Consider the following 17,517-nt stretch of genomic DNA (forward strand, 5'->3'; position numbering starts at 1 on the left):
ATTATGAAATCTCGAAAAATAATTTCTATTTTTAGTATGCTTTTACTATCATTGGTTGCAATTGTTGCCTGTGTAAAAGATACAGATTACGAACTTCCAGATTATGACAAAGGACAACTAACTCCTTTTAATGGAGAGATTGTGAGTTTCACAAAAGCAAATAGCTCAGCTACAGCCGAAGTTACTGACTATGCCAAAGATGAGGCTATTGAAGGATATATCGTTTCAAGTGATGAAGGAGGTAACTTTTATAAGAAGTTGTATATCCAGAACGAAGAAAAAACAGCTGGAGTAGCAGTAAGTATTGATAAAACTGCTTTGTACACTGAGTTCCCTGTTGGAAGTAAAGTACAACTTCGTTTGAAAGGACTTAGCACTCAGATTAACAACGGAGGATTGGAAATTGGCTACAAAACTTATACAAGTAGCAGTGGAAGAGTGAGTGTGGGAAGTATTCCCCCTGCCGTTTATTCATCTCATCTTTTTGTTCTAAAGGATCAGAGTAAAACCGTTGAAGAGTTAGCAAAAGCAGATGCTTCTATTGAGACTTTAAAAGTAAATTCTAATGTAAATCAATTAATTACATTAAAAAATGTATCTTTCCAAACCGCTGCAATCGGAAAAACCTATCACTTAAAAGCCAATGATGCACAGCAAGGAACAAACTATAATTTGATAGACAAACAAGGTCAAAAAATTACATTTAGAACCAGCCGATATGCTAATTTTATTGATGAGAAAGTACCTGCAGGTATTTTAGATGTCACAGGAGTATTAACAAAATATGGCTCATCCTATCAATTTATGGTAAGTTCAACCAGTGATATTAAGGTTATTGGAGAAGGAAATAATGAGGAGGAAACAGAACAAATTACCATTTCGCAATTCCCTTTTGATGAATCCTTCTCTTCAGGAATGCCTAAAGGATGGAAAACTATTGCTACCAAGGGAGATAGACTGTGGGAAATAAAAACTTTCAATAAAGTTAATTATGTACAAATGTCGGCATTTAAGCAAAATGCTGTGATTGATGTAACTACATGGCTAATTACGCCAAAATTTAACATTACAACTGAAGATCTGGCTCTAAAAATTAAATTAGCAGACGCTCATCAAAATGGAAATCCGTTAAAAATATATTACAGCAGTGATTACAACGGAAGTAACGATGTCAATGGTGCTACATGGAGAGAAATAGGAAAATCAGCAGTGGAGGCATTGATAAACAACAGTGGAAGATATGACAACAACTACGAAGAGTCTGCTGCGATTGCACTTCCAAAAGGAGAGATTTATATTGCCTTTGTGTACGAAAGTGGTGGAAAAATAAGCACAACGGTTCAATTGCAAAACGTACATATAGAAAAAAATGCAGGAGGAACACCGGAAAATCCTGATACTGAGGTAGTTTTGAAAACCGTGAAAGAAATTCGTGGCTTACTTACTGCGGAAACCTTCGTATTTACAGAAGACGTAAAAATCAAAGTTGTAGTAACTTCCGATAAAGATGCGAAAAACGTACCAGGAGCGAATGCCTTTGCTCAAGATAATACAGCGGGTATTGCTTTACGATTTGCTTCGGCTCATTCCTATGCGTTGGGTACGGAATTGGAATTGAATTTGAAAGGAGCTACCTTGAAAAAATTCAATGGGCTATTACAAATCGAGGGACTTAAAGCCAGCAATCTTATCAATAAAAAAGCAGATGCGGGAGTGCCTACACCAAAAACAGTTACTATTGCAGAGGCTTTAACAGGGAACTACGAAAGCCAATTGGTGCGTATTGAAAATGCTCAGTTTACGGATGTTTTAAAAATCTACAGCGGAACTCAAACTATAACTACGGATTGTACCAATCATTTGGTTGTATACACCCGAAAAGAAGCATCTTTTGCAGGAAAAGACGTTAGCGATAAAAAAGGTACAATCACTGGGGTAATGGGAGTTCATTCCAGTGGCATTCAACTCATAATGAGAAATATAAATGATGTGAAATTTGAAAATGATTACACTAAATGTGAAGGAGATACTCCCGATAATCCTGATACAGAGGCAACTCTCAAAACTGTAAAAGAAATACGTGAATTACTTAAAGCAGAAACTTTTGTTTTTGAGGAAAATGTAAAAATCAAAGTTGTAGTAACATCTGATAAAGATGCGAAAAACGTACCGGGAGCGAATGCCTTTGCTCAAGATAACACAGCGGGTATTGCCTTGCGATTTGCTTCGGCTCATTCCTATGCGTTGGGTACGGAGTTGGAATTGAATTTGAAAGGTGCGACTTTGAAAAAATTCAATGGGCTATTGCAAATCGAGGGACTTAAAGCCAGCAACCTTATCAACCAGAAAGCAGATGCGGGAGTGCCTACACCAAAAACAGTTACTATTGCGGAGGTTTTAACAGGGAAATATGAAGGTCAATTAGTACGCATTGAAAACGCTCAGTTTACCGATGTTTTAAAAACGTATAACGGAACTCAAACCATCACTACGGATTGTAGCGACCGCTTGATTGTGTACACCCGAAGTCAAGCAACCTTTGCAAATCAAGATGTGAGCAATAAAAAAGGTACGATTACGGGAGTTATGAGCGTCCATACTTCGGGCATTCAACTCATAATGAGAAATGCAGGCGATGTAAACTTTACGGAAGCCTATCAAGATTGTGGCGACTCAGGAGACCCGAGTACGCCTACGTATGAGGAGAAAACCGTGAAACAAATCCGTGAGTTACTTACAGCAGAAACTTTTGAGTTTACAGAAGACGTAAAAATCAAAGTTGTAGTAACATCTGATAAAGATGCGAAAAACGTGCCAGGTGCGAATGCCTTTGCTCAAGATAACACAGCGGGTATTGCTTTGCGATTTGCTTCGGAGCATTCCTATGCGTTGGGTACGGAATTGGAATTGAATTTGAAAGGTACTAAACTGAAAAAATATAGTGGTTTGCTACAAATTGAGGGACTCAAAGCCAGCAACCTTATTAATAAAAAAGTAGATGCAGGAGTGCCCACCCCCAAAACAATTACTATTGCGGAAGCTTTAACAGGGAACTACGAAAGCCAGTTAGTACGTATAGAAAACGCTCAGTTTAAAGATGTTTTAAACGTTTACAACAGGACACAAGTTATCACTACGGATTGTAATAATGCTTTGAATGTTTTCACCCGAAGCCAAGCAACCTTTGCAAATCAAGATGTGAGTAATAAAAAAGGTACGATTACGGGAGTTATGGGCATTCATACGTCAGGTGTTCAACTCATAATGAGAAACATAGGCGATGTAAACTTTACGCAAGCCTATCAAGATTGTGGCGACTCAGGAGACCCGAGTACGCCTACGTATGAGGAGAAAACCGTGAAACAAATCCGTGATATGCATACCTCAGCGGATGTTGATATAGCGGAAGACCTCAAAATCAAAGTAGTAATAACATCTGATAAAGACGGGAAAAATGTGCCACAGACAAACGCTTTTGCTCAAGACAATACAGCGGGAATTACCTTGCGATTTGCTTCGGAACATTCCCATGCGTTGGGTACGGAATTAGAATTAAATTTGAAAGGTACTAAATTGAAAAGGTATAATGGGTTATTACAAATCGAGGGACTCAAAACCAGTAACGTACTCAGCAAAAACAATAGTGCGACACCTATTACCCCCAAAACAATTACTATTGCGGAAGCTTTAACAGGGAACTACGAAAGCCAGTTAGTACGTATAGAAAACGCTCAGTTTAAAGATGTTTTAAACGTTTACAACAGGACACAAGTTATCACTACGGATTGTAATAATGCTTTGAATGTTTTCACCCGAAGCCAAGCAACCTTTGCAAATCAAGATGTGAGTAATAAAAAAGGTACGATTACGGGAGTTATGGGCATTCATACGTCAGGTGTTCAACTCATAATGAGAAACATAGGCGATGTAAACTTTACGCAAGCCTATCAAGATTGTGGCGACTCAGGAGACCCGAGTACGCCTACGTATGAGGAGAAAACCGTGAAACAAATCCGTGATATGCATACCTCAGCGGATGTTGATATAGCGGAAGACCTCAAAATCAAAGTAGTAATAACATCTGATAAAGACGGGAAAAATGTGCCACAGACAAACGCTTTTGCTCAGGACAACACAGCGGGTATTGCTTTGCGGTTTACTTCAGATCATTCCTATGCATTGGGTACTGAGTTAGAATTAAACCTAAAAGGTACTAAACTGAAAAAATACAGTGGATTATTACAAATTGAAAGTCTCGAAGTTAGCAACGTTATCAATACAAATACCAGCGCGGTAGCTCCTACTCCGAAAACAATCACTATTGCAGATGCTTTGACAGGAAACTACGAAAGCCAATTGGTGCGTATTGAAAATGCTCAGTTTAAAGTTACTTCGACAACTTACAAAGGAACACAGGTTATCACTACGAATTGTGACAATGCGTTGAAAGTTTATACCAGAAATAAAGCAGTCTTTGCAAATGAAACTGTAAGTGATAAAAGAGGAACAATTACTGGAGTAATGGCCGTATACTCTTCTGATATTCAGCTTATAATAAGAAATTTAGGCGATGTTAATTTTACGGAAGCTTACCAAGTATGTACCGTAACACCTCCCGCAAATAAGTTTGATTTTGAAAATGTTACAACCAATTCAACAAGTTATGGGTCAACGGCTACTCTCACTGTCAATAATGCCAAATTGGAATACAAAGCACGTACGAATTTAGTACAAGGAGGTACGGATTATGCTATCAACGGAAAAGGATTGATGTTGCATAATTCATCGGCATCACCTTACATCAAAATTACATTCTCTAATGGAGTTAAGAAATTGAAATTCAGTTATAAAGGAGCTTTAACAGGAGGTACCAATAGAAAATTCGTGGTGTTGAATGGAGATGAAAACAGTACAACTGCATTCGGTCCAGAAGACGATTTTTCCAAAGATGCAGGTGGCACCAAAGAAATAGATGTTAATCTATCTGGAAATGTGGTCATTACCATAAAATCCACTTTGGGACAAATTGTTTTTGACGACATTGAATGGGAAGAATAACTCATATCCAATGAAAAAAATCTAAAAAATCACTACGGAAAACATATCCGTAGTGATTTTTATTTTATTTTTGCTACAAAAAAATATGAAAAACAATCATTTTGCCACATTCATTCGCTATTTCCTACAAGGGATTTTAATTTTAGGGCCTTTGAGTGCCACCATATGGATTATATGGTCTATTTTTTCGAGCATAGACAATCTAATACCTGATATATCAAAAAAATACCCTGGACTGGTATTCTTTATGATTACTATTGGGACTACCTTGGTAGGATTTATAGGCAATAAGTTTTTGTTAGGACGGATACTTGTCAATAGTTTAGATTATCTATTGGAGCATACCCCAGGTATCAAGTTTATCTATTCCTCTATCAAAGATGTACTGACTTCATTTGTAGGTGATAAACGGAAATTCAATAATCCTGTGTGGGTTAAAGTACAAGAAAAACCCGAAACTTGGCGTATTGGCTTTTTAACTCAAAAAAACATGGACTTGGCAAATATGCCTGATATGGTTAGCGTTTACCTACCCCATTCCTATGCGATTTCGGGTTGGGTGATTGTCACCAATGCTAACAATATAAAACCAGCTGAAGGCTTTTCCGCTCATAAGGCTATGGAATTTGCCCTCAGTGGAGGGATGAGTGGCATGACAAATACAAAAAACCACTAAAAGGATTTTTAGATTTTCCCTTCAATCATTTCAAAGTTTTCATCTATTAAAGTAGAGCGAATACCGTGATGCCAATGGGCTCTTCCAAAAATTAAAATTACCTTTTTGTCCTTTACGGTTTTTATAAAGTTTTCAAGATGTTCATCGCGGAATGTATGAGAGTATCTATAAAGCAAATTTGTTGGGTGCACCCCTTTTATTTGCTCACATTTGTAAGGAGTATTCAAAGGTGTGGTAAAATCACATTCATTCAACGGAATTTCTCCATATTTAGCCTCATATGCCTCAATGACTTCTTCCGTAGTCATGTCAATATTCACGTCTGTTCCATAAATGATTCCTGTGTTTTCCATCGTTTGCCCAACATATTTTTTGTAACATTTTGGCAGCGAATGATTGTTTTTGTCGCTATAGGAAGGTGTGAGGTGAAATCCCATAAGTTTTCTTCTTTTTAATAGTAAAGTATCTTTCCGCTGTTGATTTATGGTATCTCTACTTAGATACATTCCTTCGTAATAAATTGTATAGCCTTCTGAACGTTTTATTTCTAAATAGGCTTTGATTTCATCATAATACTGCTGGCGACCCAAATGATTCATCGGAATATAAATAAAACTTTGATCTCCTCGTACAAATACTTTTTTATGTTTGAGAGCTGACCTTTGTACGTTAAATAACTTAATCAAAGTACATTGACATGACGATAACAAAAATGACAATCCGAGAATTAGTAAAAAACGTTTTTTCATAAATAACATATACTTTGTGAGTATCCCATAATATACTTTTTGGGGGAATGTCGCTTAAATTTTCCCTTCAATAAGCTCAAAACCTTCATCTCTTAGAGTAGGGTAAACCCCCATAATCCAATGTTTTTTTCCAAAAACGATGACCACCTTTTTGTCTTTTGTTGTTTTAAGAAGCTCTGCCAAATGAGAATCACGTAGCAAGTGAGTGTATGTAAAATTTATATTTGAGAATTCTCTCCTACTCATTTCTTTATTACACTCGTACGGGGCTTTCAGTGGAGTAGTAAAATCACATTCGTTTAATAAAATTTTACCATATTTAGTCTCAAATCTTTCTATAAGTTCTTCGGTGCTTAAGTCAGCATTCGTATCTATTTCGGGAATGATTCCTGTGTTCGTCAATGTTTGCCCCACGTATTTTTTCACACATCGAGGCAACGATTGATTGTCTTTATCATTATATACAGTAAGGTGAAATCCTAATATTTTTCGTTGTTTTCGTTCTAAAGTATCTTTTTTTTCATCACTGATAGAATCACGACTTATCCCAACACCTTCATAATAGATTTTATATCCCTCCGAGCGTTTTTTTGTTATATATTCCTTAACTTCGTCATAGTACTGTTGCTTACCCAAATGAACCATGGGAATAAAAATAAATTCCTGATCACCTTTTACGAGTACTCTTTTATGTTTAACAGCAGATTTTTTAACAAATAATAATCGTACCAAAGTACATTGACACGACGATAACAAAAATGACAATCCGAGGATTAGTAAAAAACGTTTTTTCATAAAATATATGTTGTTAAGAGTTTATTAAAATAAAAGCTGTTTTAAATTCAATAAGAATCTAATTGTAACATCCTAAATGCTTACCAAACTTGAAGGCAGTTATTGGATTTTTATGGTCTTCAATTAATAATACGCTACCTAATTAAATGTTATTGATTATGCATATTCAACGGTACGAAAGTATAATTAACATTTGAAATAACAAAATATTTTTATAGTTTTTTTTACAATCATTCAAATAATAAGAAAATAATGACATAAATAACATAATAAAAATAAAACAATTTTATTAATATGATATTTTTTTAACATTGTAATTACGTGGTTCAAATTTTTATTGTTAAAATACAGATAAAAAGATTTTTTTTGATATTTTTCTCATTTGATGTTTTTTCCTCAATGCCCATACTCAGTAAACAAAATATTTTCTGAAAATCGTGGGTGCATAATTTTTGCAAAACCTAAAAAAATAGTACTTTTGTTGCTTCGAAAACATATATATATGAGAAATAGAATCCCGAAGTATCACAGGCCTATAAAAAACATCAATGACCCTATCGCTCAAGTGGATAGTTGGTATGCTGCGGTCGATGCTTTTGAAGAAAAACGTTATGCAGAATCTTTACGAAAGTTATTGGACTACATCAATCCAGAGGTAGCAAAGCAAGTACCTGCCTCGGGCGATTTTTCTGTTGAGTATCCACAAGGGTCTTCTCGTGTTACCTTTGGTGTGCGAAACGATTATTTTTATATCGAATCACCTTTCGTTAAAATTACAGAAAAATCAAACAAAATCGCTTTACTTCGTGAAGTTAATGAACTGAATTTTACGCACTTGACTATCCCTCAGATTCATCTCGAAAACCAAATGCTGTGGTTTAAATTCGAAGCTCCACTCTATGTGTGTCAGCCCAATAAAATCTATGAAGCATTGCGTGAAATTTGTGAAACCGCTGATGATTTTGATGATGAATTTATCGAAAAATACAATGTAGAATATGTGCAATCTCCTGTTATTGAACATCTTAATGAAGAAGAAAAACAACAGGCGTGGGAGAAAATCCAAAGTATTTTAGATGAATACAAACTCTTCATGGACTATTTTCAAGAGAAACGCTGGTCGGAAAGTCAGTGGGATATTTTGATGATTAGTCTGCTACAATTAGGAAATATGCCGTGTATACAAGGAGTTCTGCGTGTTGATTTACAGGAATATATACAAAATATAAGCAATAATCGAATCGACTTTCATTACCGCATTGACCGAGGAAGAAATTTCTTTAAAAAATTGATGGAGAAATCGCAAGAAGATCTTATGAAGGACATCTATTACACAAAAGCCTTGATGGGACTCAAATGGCGATCTTCTTCAAAAATCATCCAAGAATATGTAACCGACTTCGAAGAGCAGATACGCAAGTATAAAAATTCGAACGATCACTTCAACGTAGCTTATTACCTGAATTACATCTACTTACGATTGATGTATTTCTATAATTTAGATCAAAATTACAAGGACTTTATTATCGGAACACTTGAACGTGCCTCGGGTGAAGCCTACGAAAAGGCAGCCACTATTTACTTGGAAACTTTTGATCATTTGCTCAATGAAACCTTACCGAAAAACATCAAAAACGGAACAACAACCAAAAAAGGCTTTTTAGCTCGGTTGTTTGGATAAAATCAAGAATTGAACATGGAACAACATAAAAAATATATCTTTAAAATCATTACCTCAGGAGGAACAGGTAGTGGTTTTGCAGTTAAGGGTTATGATTTTTTAATTACAAACTATCACGTGGTGGAAGGAGCAAAAACGTTGGCAGTAGAAGACCAAGAGCGAAATCGTTACTTTGCACGTGTGGTAATGGCAAACCCTGAATTAGATCTAGCTTTTTTGCACGTTGAGGGAATTTCATTAGCAGATACTTCAATCACCATAAACCCTGATTTACAAATACATAATACGCAGAAAGTGTTTATCAATGGATTTCCTTTCGGAATGCCTTTTACCATCACGGAAGGAATTATTTCGTCCACAAATCAGCCGATGAACAATCGCCATTACGTGCAAACGGATGCTGCCGTAAATCCTGGTAATTCAGGAGGTCCAATGCTGAATCAAGACGGAATGTTGGTAGGGGTTACAACTTCAAAATTTACAGAGGCGGACAATGTAGGGTTTGCTATTCACTTCAATGAAGTAATCAAGGAGTTACGTGATTTCACCTTTTCGGATAATGTTTTTAGGGTGAAGTGTAATTCATGTGATCATTTTATTGAAACAGAAACCAAATTTTGCCCACAGTGTGGAAATAAAGTGAATGCTTCTGTTTTTGAGGAATTTGAACTGTCCAATTTTGCCACATTCATTGAGTCGGCAATCGCTGACATGGGAGCAAATCCTATTTTGTGTCGTGCTGGACGTGATGTATGGGAGTTTCATCAGGGTAGTGCATTGATACGGATGTTTATTTTCAGAAGTAACTACTTGATTGTCACTTCGCCATTAGTGAAGCTACCGAAACAGAATTTAGCTCCGTTATACGAGTATATGCTTTCACATCCTTACAGTCCCTACCATTTTGGGATTTCCGAAAACATTATTTATTTATCTTATCGCGTACATCTTTCCGACTTATTTTCAGAAGATAGTGAAAAAATTAAAAATCATGTACGCGACATTCCAAAATTAGCAGATTATTTGGACAATATTTTAGTTGAACAATATCACTGTGAGTATTCAATCGATTCGAAATTAGCATAAAAGAGTACAAATAGGGAATTTGTGCTTGTAATGAGTTAAAATTTAAAATAAAAACATTGGTATTATGAGTATTATTGACGTTTTAATCGTTGTTTTGTACATTCTTTTAACCATTGGGGTAGGTGTTTGGATTTCAAAACGAGCATCAAAAGGATTGGATTCCTATTTTTTAGGCGGAAATTCCATAAAATGGTATTATTTAGGGCTGAGTAACGGTTCTGGGATGTTTGATGTGGCAGGAACAGCCTGGATGGTAGGGATTTTATTTCTCTATGGTGTGAAAAGTTTTATGTTTATGTGGATTTGGCCAATATGGAATCAAATTTTTGTAATGGTTTTCTTAGCAGCTTGGATTCGCAGATCAAATATTATGACAGGTTCCGAATGGATTTTAACTCGATTTGGTAATGATAAAGCAGGACGAGCCTCGCATTTGATTATCGCTATTTTTGCTATCATTACTTCGGTTGGGTTCATAGCCTATTTTTTTGAAGGGGTAGGAAAGTTTATGTCCATCATCCTTCCATGGGATATGACTCTCGCTTTTGGAAACTCGGTACTTCTAACTTCAGAACAGAGCTATTCTTTGTTAATCATCTTTCTTACAACTATTTACACCATTAAAGGAGGTATGTTTTCTGTGGTTGCTACTGAAGTTCTACAATACGGAATTATGGTATTAGCAGGAATCTTGGTCGCAGGATATGCTTTCTTTACTATTTCGGATGCGCAAATCACAGCCATTATTCCCGAAGAATGGAAAAACATTTTCTTCGGCACAGAGCTCACACCATTTTGGGATTCGAAGTATCAAGCGTTCAATGATTTTATTGATACTCAAGGGTATAAAATGTTTGGAGCTTTTATAGGGATGTCCCTATTAAAAGGATTTTTTGCTAGTGTAGCAGGGCCTACGCCGAGCTACGATATGCAGCGAATCCTTTCAACACGCAATGTGAAAGAGGCTTCCTACATGAGTGGATTTACGAATATTATTTTATTCATACCGAGATATTTACTTATCGGAGGAATTGTAGTGATTGCATTGGTACATATTGCTCCTCAAATGTTAACAGGTATTACCAACAACGATTTAGAAACTATATTACCAAAAGTAGTGAATTTCCACGTACCTGTAGGAATCAAAGGGCTGTTGTTGGCTGGGTTGTTGGCGGCGTTTATGTCTACCTTTTCAGCGTTCGTAAATTCAGGTCCTGCATATATCGTAAATGATATTTACAAAAAATATTTCAAACCTGAAGCCTCGATGAAACATTACATTCATGCTTCTTATTGGGCGTCATTTGCGATTGTGATTCTTGGAGTAATTATGGGCTTTTTTGCCGATTCGATAAACGGTATAACTCTGTGGATTACAAGTGCTTTGTATGGGGGGTACGTAGCTGCTAACTTTCTCAAATGGGTGTGGTGGCGTTTCAATGGTTGGGGCTATTTCTGGGGTATGTTAGCTGGTTTACTCATCGCTACTGCTCAATTCATTTTAGATATCAATAAGGCCAATTTCACAGAAGGAACTTGGTTATATAGCTTAGCACATATTCCTCCTATTTATTTATTTCCTATTTTCTTTGTATTTTCGTTATTAGGCTGTTTTTTAGGTACTTATCTATCAAAACCAACAAAGATGAGTGTATTGGTAAACTTTTACAAAAACATTCGTCCGTGGGGCTTGTGGCATCCCGTGTATGTGCAGTTAAAGCAAGAGGATAGCACAGCTGTCAAAAATACTGATTTTTGGAAAGATATGGGCAATTGTGTTATTGGAATAGTGTGGCAATCGAGCCAAATTTTGATTCCTATTTTCCTGTTAATCAGAGATTATCCCAAAATGTGGTGGTCAATTGCCGTTTTTGCCTTAACCACAGCTATATTGAAATTTACATGGTTAGATGTCGTAAAAAAATATAAAGATTAATGAAACCTAAATTCATCATATCAGGTGGCGGTACAGGCGGACATATTTATCCTGCCATTGCTATTGCGAATGAAATAAAGCGTCGTTTGCCTGATGCCGAAATTCTGTTTGTGGGAGCTGAAAACCGAATGGAAATGCAAAAAGTGCCTCAGTCGGGGTATCCCATCGAAGGATTGTGGATTTCGGGTTTACAACGCAAACTAACGCTTGACAACTTGATGTTTCCGCTGAAACTTGTCAGTAGCTTGTGGAAAGCTCGGAAAATCATAAAGAAGTTTCGTCCTGATGTGGTTATCGGAACAGGCGGATATGCCTCTGCCCCAACCCTTAAAGCGGCTCAATGGCTCGGCATTCCTACGATAATTCAAGAGCAAAATTCCTATGCCGGAGTGACCAACAAATGGGTATGCCAAAAAGCGGAAAAAATATGTGTGGCTTATGACGATATGGGAAAATTCTTCCCGAAAGAAAAAATAGTGAAAACGGGGAACCCTGTTCGGGCAGATTTGCTCAACATTTCCGAAAAAAGAAAAGAAGCTCAAACTTTTTTCTCTCTGAATCCAAATAAAAAAACGCTTTTGGTTTTGGGCGGAAGTTTAGGAGCAAGACGTATCAATCAGCTCATTGAAAGTGATTTGCCTCTTTTTGAAAAGCTTGATATCCAAGTACTTTGGCAGTGTGGGAAACTCTATTTTGAAGAATATAAAAAGTACAACTCTGAAAATATTAGAGTATTGCAATTCATTGACCGAATGGATTTTGCGTACGCCTCAGCCGATGTAATTATTTCCCGAGCAGGAGCAAGTTCTGTAAGTGAACTTTGCATTGTGGGTAAACCCGTAATTTTCATTCCGTCACCCAATGTCGCGGAAAACCATCAAACCAAAAACGCACAAGCAATAGCAAAAAAACAAGGTTGTGTTTTAATACGCGAAAGTGAGTTAGACGCCCAATTTGAGACAACATTTTCACAGCTAATTCTTGACGAAAATCAGCAGAAAAATCTCTCTGAAAACATAAAAAAATTAGCTCAACCCAACGCAACTAAAGACATCGTAGATATTATTTTTAAATTATTCAAAGATTAAATGATTTAAAGATTAAAAGATTGAAAAAATCAAAAAAATTGAAATGAAAGAGGTAATCATTAAGAAATTAAATTCGGAAAATTTGATAGCAAAAGGCTTGAGATTATCCTTAGAAGTCTTTACCAAATGCAACAAAATGGACTATAACGATGAGGGCTATCGCCATTTTAATAGTTATATTGAAAATAAGGAACAAGTCTCTTTATTATCAATGTACGGAGCATTTATCAATGAAAACCTTGTGGGGATTATCGGAGTTAAAGAAAATGGTCAGCACATTTCCTTATTTTTTGTAGATAAAAAATATCAAGGCTTGAAGATTGGACGTAAATTGTTTGCATTTGCTCAAAATGACACAAAAGCAAATCACATCATCGTTAACTCATCAACGAGTGCAGTTGAAGTATACAAAAAATTAGGATTTAACATTATAAGAGAACGAGTTACAAAAAATGGATTAACCTCTGTTTTGATGGAATACAAAAACAATAACTAATCATTTAATTTTTAAATCTTTCAATATTTTTAATTTTTTAAATTATTAAACGAAATGGAGCTTGACATCAGATATAAACAGCGATTTGCCAATTATACTAAGGCTTTGGAGCAACTCAAAAAAGCCCTATACTATTTTGAGGAAAACGCAAAAAATGAGAAGAATGATTTTTTGGAAATAATCGGAATATCGGTAATCAAATCGTTCGAATTTTCTTTTGAGTTAGCGTGGAATTTAATGAAAGACTACGCGATATATCAAGGGATTACAAACGTGGCAGGTTCACGCGATGCCATTCGTGAAGCCTTTGCAATGGGGTTAATCAATGAAAAAAATCAGATGGTTTGGCGAGAGATGATTATCAGCCGTAATCAAAGTAGCCATACCTATAACCAAAGTACGGCAACGGATATTTTAAAAAAAATCAAAGAAGATTATCTATTTGCTTTTCAAGATTTTGAAGAAAAAATGAAGCCACTTTCACAATGAAAACGAAACAATTTGGATTAGAAGCTGCCGTTTTAACATCGTTCCAAAATATTTTTGAAAAATTTGAAAATATTGAAAAAGTGATTGTATATGGGTCAAGAGCGAAAGGAAATTTTAGATACAATTCGGATATTGATTTAAGCATCATCGGAGAAGTTTCGTATGATGATTTACTTAAAATAGAACTTTTGATTGACGAATTACTACTACCATACAAAGTAGATTTATCGGTTTTTAACAATATAGATAATAGTGAATTGAAAGCTCATATTGAGCGAGTTGGAATAGTTTTATACAAGAAAAACAACAAATAGTTTTTTTAATCTTTTAATCATTTAATTTTTAAATCTTTTAATCTTTCAAAACCTTAAACAAAAACGCAATGAAAGTCAATTTCAATAACATAAAAAACGTATATTTCATCGGGATTGGTGGAATCGGAATGTCGGCATTGGCTCGTTATTTCAAAGCCATCGGAAAGAATGTCTGCGGATACGACCGAACACCAACAGAAATTACCGATACACTTGAAAACGAAGGAATTAAAGTCCACTTTACGGAAGATGAAGCAAATATTCCATCAGATTTCAAAAATGTGGAAAATACTCTTGTAGTGTACACACCTGCCGTCCCGAAAATGCACGTTGAACTTGTTTTCTTCCAAAAGAATGGTTATCAAGTTTTTAAGCGTTCCGAAATTTTAGGAATGATTACTGAAAATAGTTTTTGTTTAGCGGTGGCAGGAACGCACGGAAAAACCACAACATCAAGCATTTTGGCTCATATTTTAGTGGAAAGTGGAGCTTCGGTAAGTGCTTTTTTAGGTGGAATTGCCGAAAATTTCAACAGCAATTTAGTTCTTAACGGAAGTAAATTTACCGTTGTTGAAGCCGACGAATTCGACCGCTCTTTTTTAAGGTTATCTCCTGATATTGCGTGTATTACTTCAATGGATGCCGACCATTTGGACATCTACGGAAGTAAAGAGGAATTTGAAAAAGGGTTTCGTGATTTTGCCGACAAAATTAAATCTGATGAAAATCGGATTATATGTAACGGACTGAAAATAAACGGAAAAACATACGGATTGGAAGGTAATTCTGATTTCAGCTTTCAAAATATTCGTATCGAAAATGGTGTGTATCACTTTGATTTCCATTATGCAAACAACGTTCTTAAAAACTATGTGTTTCCAAAACCGGGCAGACACAATTTGTCGAACGCTTTGGCGGCGGTGGCGATGGGTGTACAAGCGGGGTTTCCTGCTGAAAAATTATTGTCCGCATTGGCAACTTTTAAAGGAGTAAAACGTCGATTTTCATACATCATCAAAGAAAAGGATTTCGTTTTCATTGACGACTATGCACATCACCCATCGGAAATCAATGCACTTTTCCAAGCGGTGGACGAAATGTATCCAAAAATTGAAAAAACCATTGTTTTTCAGCCTCATTTGTTTACTCGAACTCGCGATTTTATGAACGAATTCGCAGAGAGTTTATCCAAATTTGACGATGTAGTATTGTTGGATATTTATCCTGCAAGAGAGTTGCCCATTGAAGGAATCACGTCAGAAGTGTTGTTAGAAAAAATTCAAAGCAAACAGAAAGTTTTGGTCTCAAAATCGGATTTAATTCCGTTACTAACCAAAAAACAGCCCAAGTTATTGCTTACTGTTGGAGCAGGTGACATCGGGGCAGAAGTTGAGAGAATTAAGAGCAGTTTCAAGATGTAGAGCAGATATCAATATCTACTCAAAACTTACATTAAATTAAGTATTAAATAAAAATGGCATTAGTAAAATTTTTGTGGTGACCTTTCAAAAAAATAGTCCTTATAATTTTAGTGATTTTAGTTTATTGAAAGCATATTTGTGAAAATTTGTGTGTATTTGTGGTTTGAATTTGACCACAAATGTACAGAATGAACACAAATTTTTAAAAATCAAAAAATACAGATTTAATAATCTTCACAAAAATTTTAGTATAGCCATAAAAATTAAACAATTGAAAAACAACAAATAGGCTTGTTTTTAATGATTAGTATTATATGATTAATGTTGATTTTTAGGTATTTAAAAAGCAAACACGATATGTATGTAATTTTTAGTATACCTTGAAATATTGAGTAATAGTAGGAGTTTTCGTTGAAAAGCATAAAGTCCTGTTAATTTTTTTTTTAATACGATTTTAATCCCGAAATTTGCCACAGATTTTAAACAAAATAATTTATATTTAGAGTATGAAAAAAACAACTTTAAGTTTAGTTGCACTTTCATTTGTGGGCTATGTGTCTGCACAAGATTTACCAGCAAATCCGGCTCCAGGTAAGTGTTATGTAAAATGTATCACGAAAGATGAATTTCGTGAAGAGACAGAGAGAATCCAGATTGCTCCCGCTTACAGCAAATTGGAAGTAATTCCTGGTACGTTCAAAACGATTGAAGAGCGTGTTTTAGTAAAAGAAGCAAGTAAAAAATTGGTCTACGTACCAGCTGTTTATGAGACGGTTCAAGTTCCTTATGAGAAAAAAGAAGCTGGTAATATATTAACTGTAGTTCCTGCTGCTTTTGGTAAAGATGTTAAAACTTTGGAAGTGTATCCTAAAACTTCAGGTTGGGAGTACAAACATCTAGACAACTGTCCTTCAATCAATAAAGATGCCTGTGTTACTGCATGTTTCGTTGAAAGACCTGCTCGTTTCGAGAGCGTAGATGTTGTTACTTTGGTGAAAGACGCTCATACTACAGAAAGAGAAATTCCAAGCATTGAGGCTACTTTCAAACGTCAGGTTGTTAAAACCCCTGCTCGTGTTGAGGAAATTGAAATCCCTGCTGAATATGCTACCATCAAGCGTGAAGTAGTTGATAGAGAGGCAACAACTCGTAAAGTGGAAGTTCCTGCTGAGTACAAAACTATTACCAGACAAGTATTGGTAAAAAAAGGAGGAGTTACCGTTTGGGAAGAAGTTGATTGTAAATTATTAGAGCCTACAATGTTGCCTATTTTATACGAATACAATAGTGCTAAATTAACAAAAGCCTCTGAAAAAATCATTGATGAGATGTTATTCCCTCTATTGAATGGCAAAAACACAAGTGTTGAAATCATGTCTCACACTGACTCAAGAGGAAACGACGATTACAACATGTCGTTATCTCAGCAAAGAGCTAATGCAGTTGTTAACTACTTGGCTTCTAAAGGTATACAACGTTCAAGAATGATTGCAAAAGGATACGGAGAGACTCGTTTGATCAACAGATGTGCTAACGGAGTTCAGTGTTCAGAGCAAGAACATCATAAAAACCGTCGTACAGAATTCAGAATTTTAGGAGAATAGTTCTCCATATGGTCGTAAATAATAAAAACTGCTTGAAACTTTTCAGGCAGTTTTTTTGTTATTATATTCTTTTTTTCGACTCACATCTCTTAGGGTTACATTTTTGAGAACGTATTGTCTAATT

The 17,517-nt window shown here is 35.6% G+C and carries 13 protein-coding genes; 11 read left to right on the plus strand and 2 right to left on the minus strand.

The window, feature by feature from the left end; genetic code table 11:
- Positions 1 to 3 precede the first annotated feature (3 nt).
- On the plus strand, positions 4 to 5,058 hold the full coding sequence (locus tag CGC52_RS02750; RefSeq protein ID WP_157909093.1) for a DUF5689 domain-containing protein: 5,055 nt from the start codon (positions 4 to 6) through the stop codon (positions 5,056 to 5,058).
- Between the two features lie 85 nt (positions 5,059 to 5,143).
- Positions 5,144 to 5,734, plus strand: coding sequence for a DUF502 domain-containing protein (locus tag CGC52_RS02755; RefSeq protein ID WP_095893370.1), 591 nt, complete (start codon positions 5,144 to 5,146; stop codon positions 5,732 to 5,734).
- Positions 5,735 to 5,742: 8 nt separating this feature from the next.
- Here CGC52_RS02755 and CGC52_RS02760 read toward each other — a convergent pair whose 3' ends face one another.
- Both CGC52_RS02760 and CGC52_RS02765 read right to left on the minus strand, forming a co-directional pair.
- Positions 5,743 to 6,483 (minus strand): hypothetical protein, encoded by a 741-nt coding sequence (locus CGC52_RS02760; protein ID WP_157909094.1) that lies wholly within the window; start codon positions 6,481 to 6,483, stop codon positions 5,743 to 5,745.
- A gap of 54 nt (positions 6,484 to 6,537) precedes the next feature.
- Positions 6,538 to 7,278, minus strand: a complete 741-nt coding sequence (locus tag CGC52_RS02765; protein ID WP_095893372.1) for a hypothetical protein — start codon at positions 7,276 to 7,278, stop codon at positions 6,538 to 6,540.
- A gap of 502 nt (positions 7,279 to 7,780) precedes the next feature.
- On the opposite strand from CGC52_RS02765, the gene CGC52_RS02770 reads away from it, so the two are divergent.
- The 9 genes from CGC52_RS02770 (at position 7,781) to CGC52_RS02810 (ending at position 17,393) form a co-directional block, all read left to right on the plus strand.
- Complete coding sequence (locus CGC52_RS02770; RefSeq protein WP_157908985.1) at positions 7,781 to 8,959, plus strand: hypothetical protein; 1,179 nt, start codon at positions 7,781 to 7,783, stop codon at positions 8,957 to 8,959.
- A gap of 15 nt (positions 8,960 to 8,974) precedes the next feature.
- A complete protein-coding gene (locus CGC52_RS02775) occupies positions 8,975 to 10,045 on the plus strand; it encodes a trypsin-like peptidase domain-containing protein (protein WP_095893374.1) in 1,071 nt (356 codons plus the stop codon).
- A 64-nt stretch (positions 10,046 to 10,109) separates the two neighbouring features.
- Positions 10,110 to 11,981, plus strand: a complete 1,872-nt coding sequence (locus tag CGC52_RS02780) for a sodium:solute symporter family protein (RefSeq protein WP_095893375.1) — start codon at positions 10,110 to 10,112, stop codon at positions 11,979 to 11,981.
- On the plus strand, positions 11,981 to 13,069 hold the full coding sequence (gene murG, locus CGC52_RS02785; RefSeq protein WP_095893376.1) for an undecaprenyldiphospho-muramoylpentapeptide beta-N-acetylglucosaminyltransferase: 1,089 nt from the start codon (positions 11,981 to 11,983) through the stop codon (positions 13,067 to 13,069). Before CGC52_RS02780 ends, murG begins: the two co-directional genes overlap by 1 nt.
- 43 nt (positions 13,070 to 13,112) lie before the next feature.
- On the plus strand, positions 13,113 to 13,565 hold the full coding sequence (locus CGC52_RS02790) for a GNAT family N-acetyltransferase (protein ID WP_095893377.1): 453 nt from the start codon (positions 13,113 to 13,115) through the stop codon (positions 13,563 to 13,565).
- Between the two features lie 54 nt (positions 13,566 to 13,619).
- Positions 13,620 to 14,054: an HI0074 family nucleotidyltransferase substrate-binding subunit gene (locus tag CGC52_RS02795; protein ID WP_095893378.1), complete on the plus strand. Its 435-nt coding sequence runs from the start codon at positions 13,620 to 13,622 to the stop codon at positions 14,052 to 14,054.
- Entirely contained in the window at positions 14,051 to 14,368 is a 318-nt protein-coding gene (locus tag CGC52_RS02800; protein ID WP_095893379.1) for a nucleotidyltransferase domain-containing protein, read from the plus strand. The genes CGC52_RS02795 and CGC52_RS02800 overlap by 4 nt, the downstream gene beginning before the upstream one ends.
- Before the next feature lie 68 nt (positions 14,369 to 14,436).
- The gene (gene murC / locus CGC52_RS02805; protein ID WP_095893380.1) at positions 14,437 to 15,789 is read left to right on the plus strand and encodes a UDP-N-acetylmuramate--L-alanine ligase; all 1,353 of its coding nucleotides are present in this window, start codon (positions 14,437 to 14,439) and stop codon (positions 15,787 to 15,789) included.
- Between the two features lie 506 nt (positions 15,790 to 16,295).
- Positions 16,296 to 17,393, plus strand: a complete 1,098-nt coding sequence (locus CGC52_RS02810) for an OmpA family protein (RefSeq protein ID WP_042007312.1) — start codon at positions 16,296 to 16,298, stop codon at positions 17,391 to 17,393.
- Positions 17,394 to 17,517 lie beyond the last annotated feature (124 nt).

It is taken from the genome of Capnocytophaga sp. H2931 (assembly GCF_002302535.1).
Taxonomy (GTDB): Bacteria; Bacteroidota; Bacteroidia; order Flavobacteriales; family Flavobacteriaceae; genus Capnocytophaga; species Capnocytophaga canis.

What these genes read in the sequence shown, in the direction of transcription:
- CGC52_RS02795 (WP_095893378.1), top strand. Translation starts at nt 13,620, where the DNA reads ATGGAGCTTGACATCAGATATAAACAGCGATTTGCCAATTATACTAAG.
- CGC52_RS02810 (WP_042007312.1), top strand. Translation starts at nt 16,296, where the DNA reads ATGAAAAAAACAACTTTAAGTTTAGTTGCACTTTCATTTGTGGGCTAT.
- CGC52_RS02770 (WP_157908985.1), top strand. Translation starts at nt 7,781, where the DNA reads ATGAGAAATAGAATCCCGAAGTATCACAGGCCTATAAAAAACATCAAT.
- CGC52_RS02775 (WP_095893374.1), top strand. Translation starts at nt 8,975, where the DNA reads ATGGAACAACATAAAAAATATATCTTTAAAATCATTACCTCAGGAGGA.
- murC (WP_095893380.1), top strand. Translation starts at nt 14,437, where the DNA reads ATGAAAGTCAATTTCAATAACATAAAAAACGTATATTTCATCGGGATT.
- CGC52_RS02790 (WP_095893377.1), top strand. Translation starts at nt 13,113, where the DNA reads ATGAAAGAGGTAATCATTAAGAAATTAAATTCGGAAAATTTGATAGCA.
- CGC52_RS02750 (WP_157909093.1), top strand. Translation starts at nt 4, where the DNA reads ATGAAATCTCGAAAAATAATTTCTATTTTTAGTATGCTTTTACTATCA.
- CGC52_RS02760 (WP_157909094.1), bottom strand. Translation starts at nt 6,483, where the DNA reads ATGAAAAAACGTTTTTTACTAATTCTCGGATTGTCATTTTTGTTATCG.
- CGC52_RS02765 (WP_095893372.1), bottom strand. Translation starts at nt 7,278, where the DNA reads ATGAAAAAACGTTTTTTACTAATCCTCGGATTGTCATTTTTGTTATCG.
- CGC52_RS02800 (WP_095893379.1), top strand. Translation starts at nt 14,051, where the DNA reads ATGAAAACGAAACAATTTGGATTAGAAGCTGCCGTTTTAACATCGTTC.
- CGC52_RS02780 (WP_095893375.1), top strand. Translation starts at nt 10,110, where the DNA reads ATGAGTATTATTGACGTTTTAATCGTTGTTTTGTACATTCTTTTAACC.
- murG (WP_095893376.1), top strand. Translation starts at nt 11,981, where the DNA reads ATGAAACCTAAATTCATCATATCAGGTGGCGGTACAGGCGGACATATT.
- CGC52_RS02755 (WP_095893370.1), top strand. Translation starts at nt 5,144, where the DNA reads ATGAAAAACAATCATTTTGCCACATTCATTCGCTATTTCCTACAAGGG.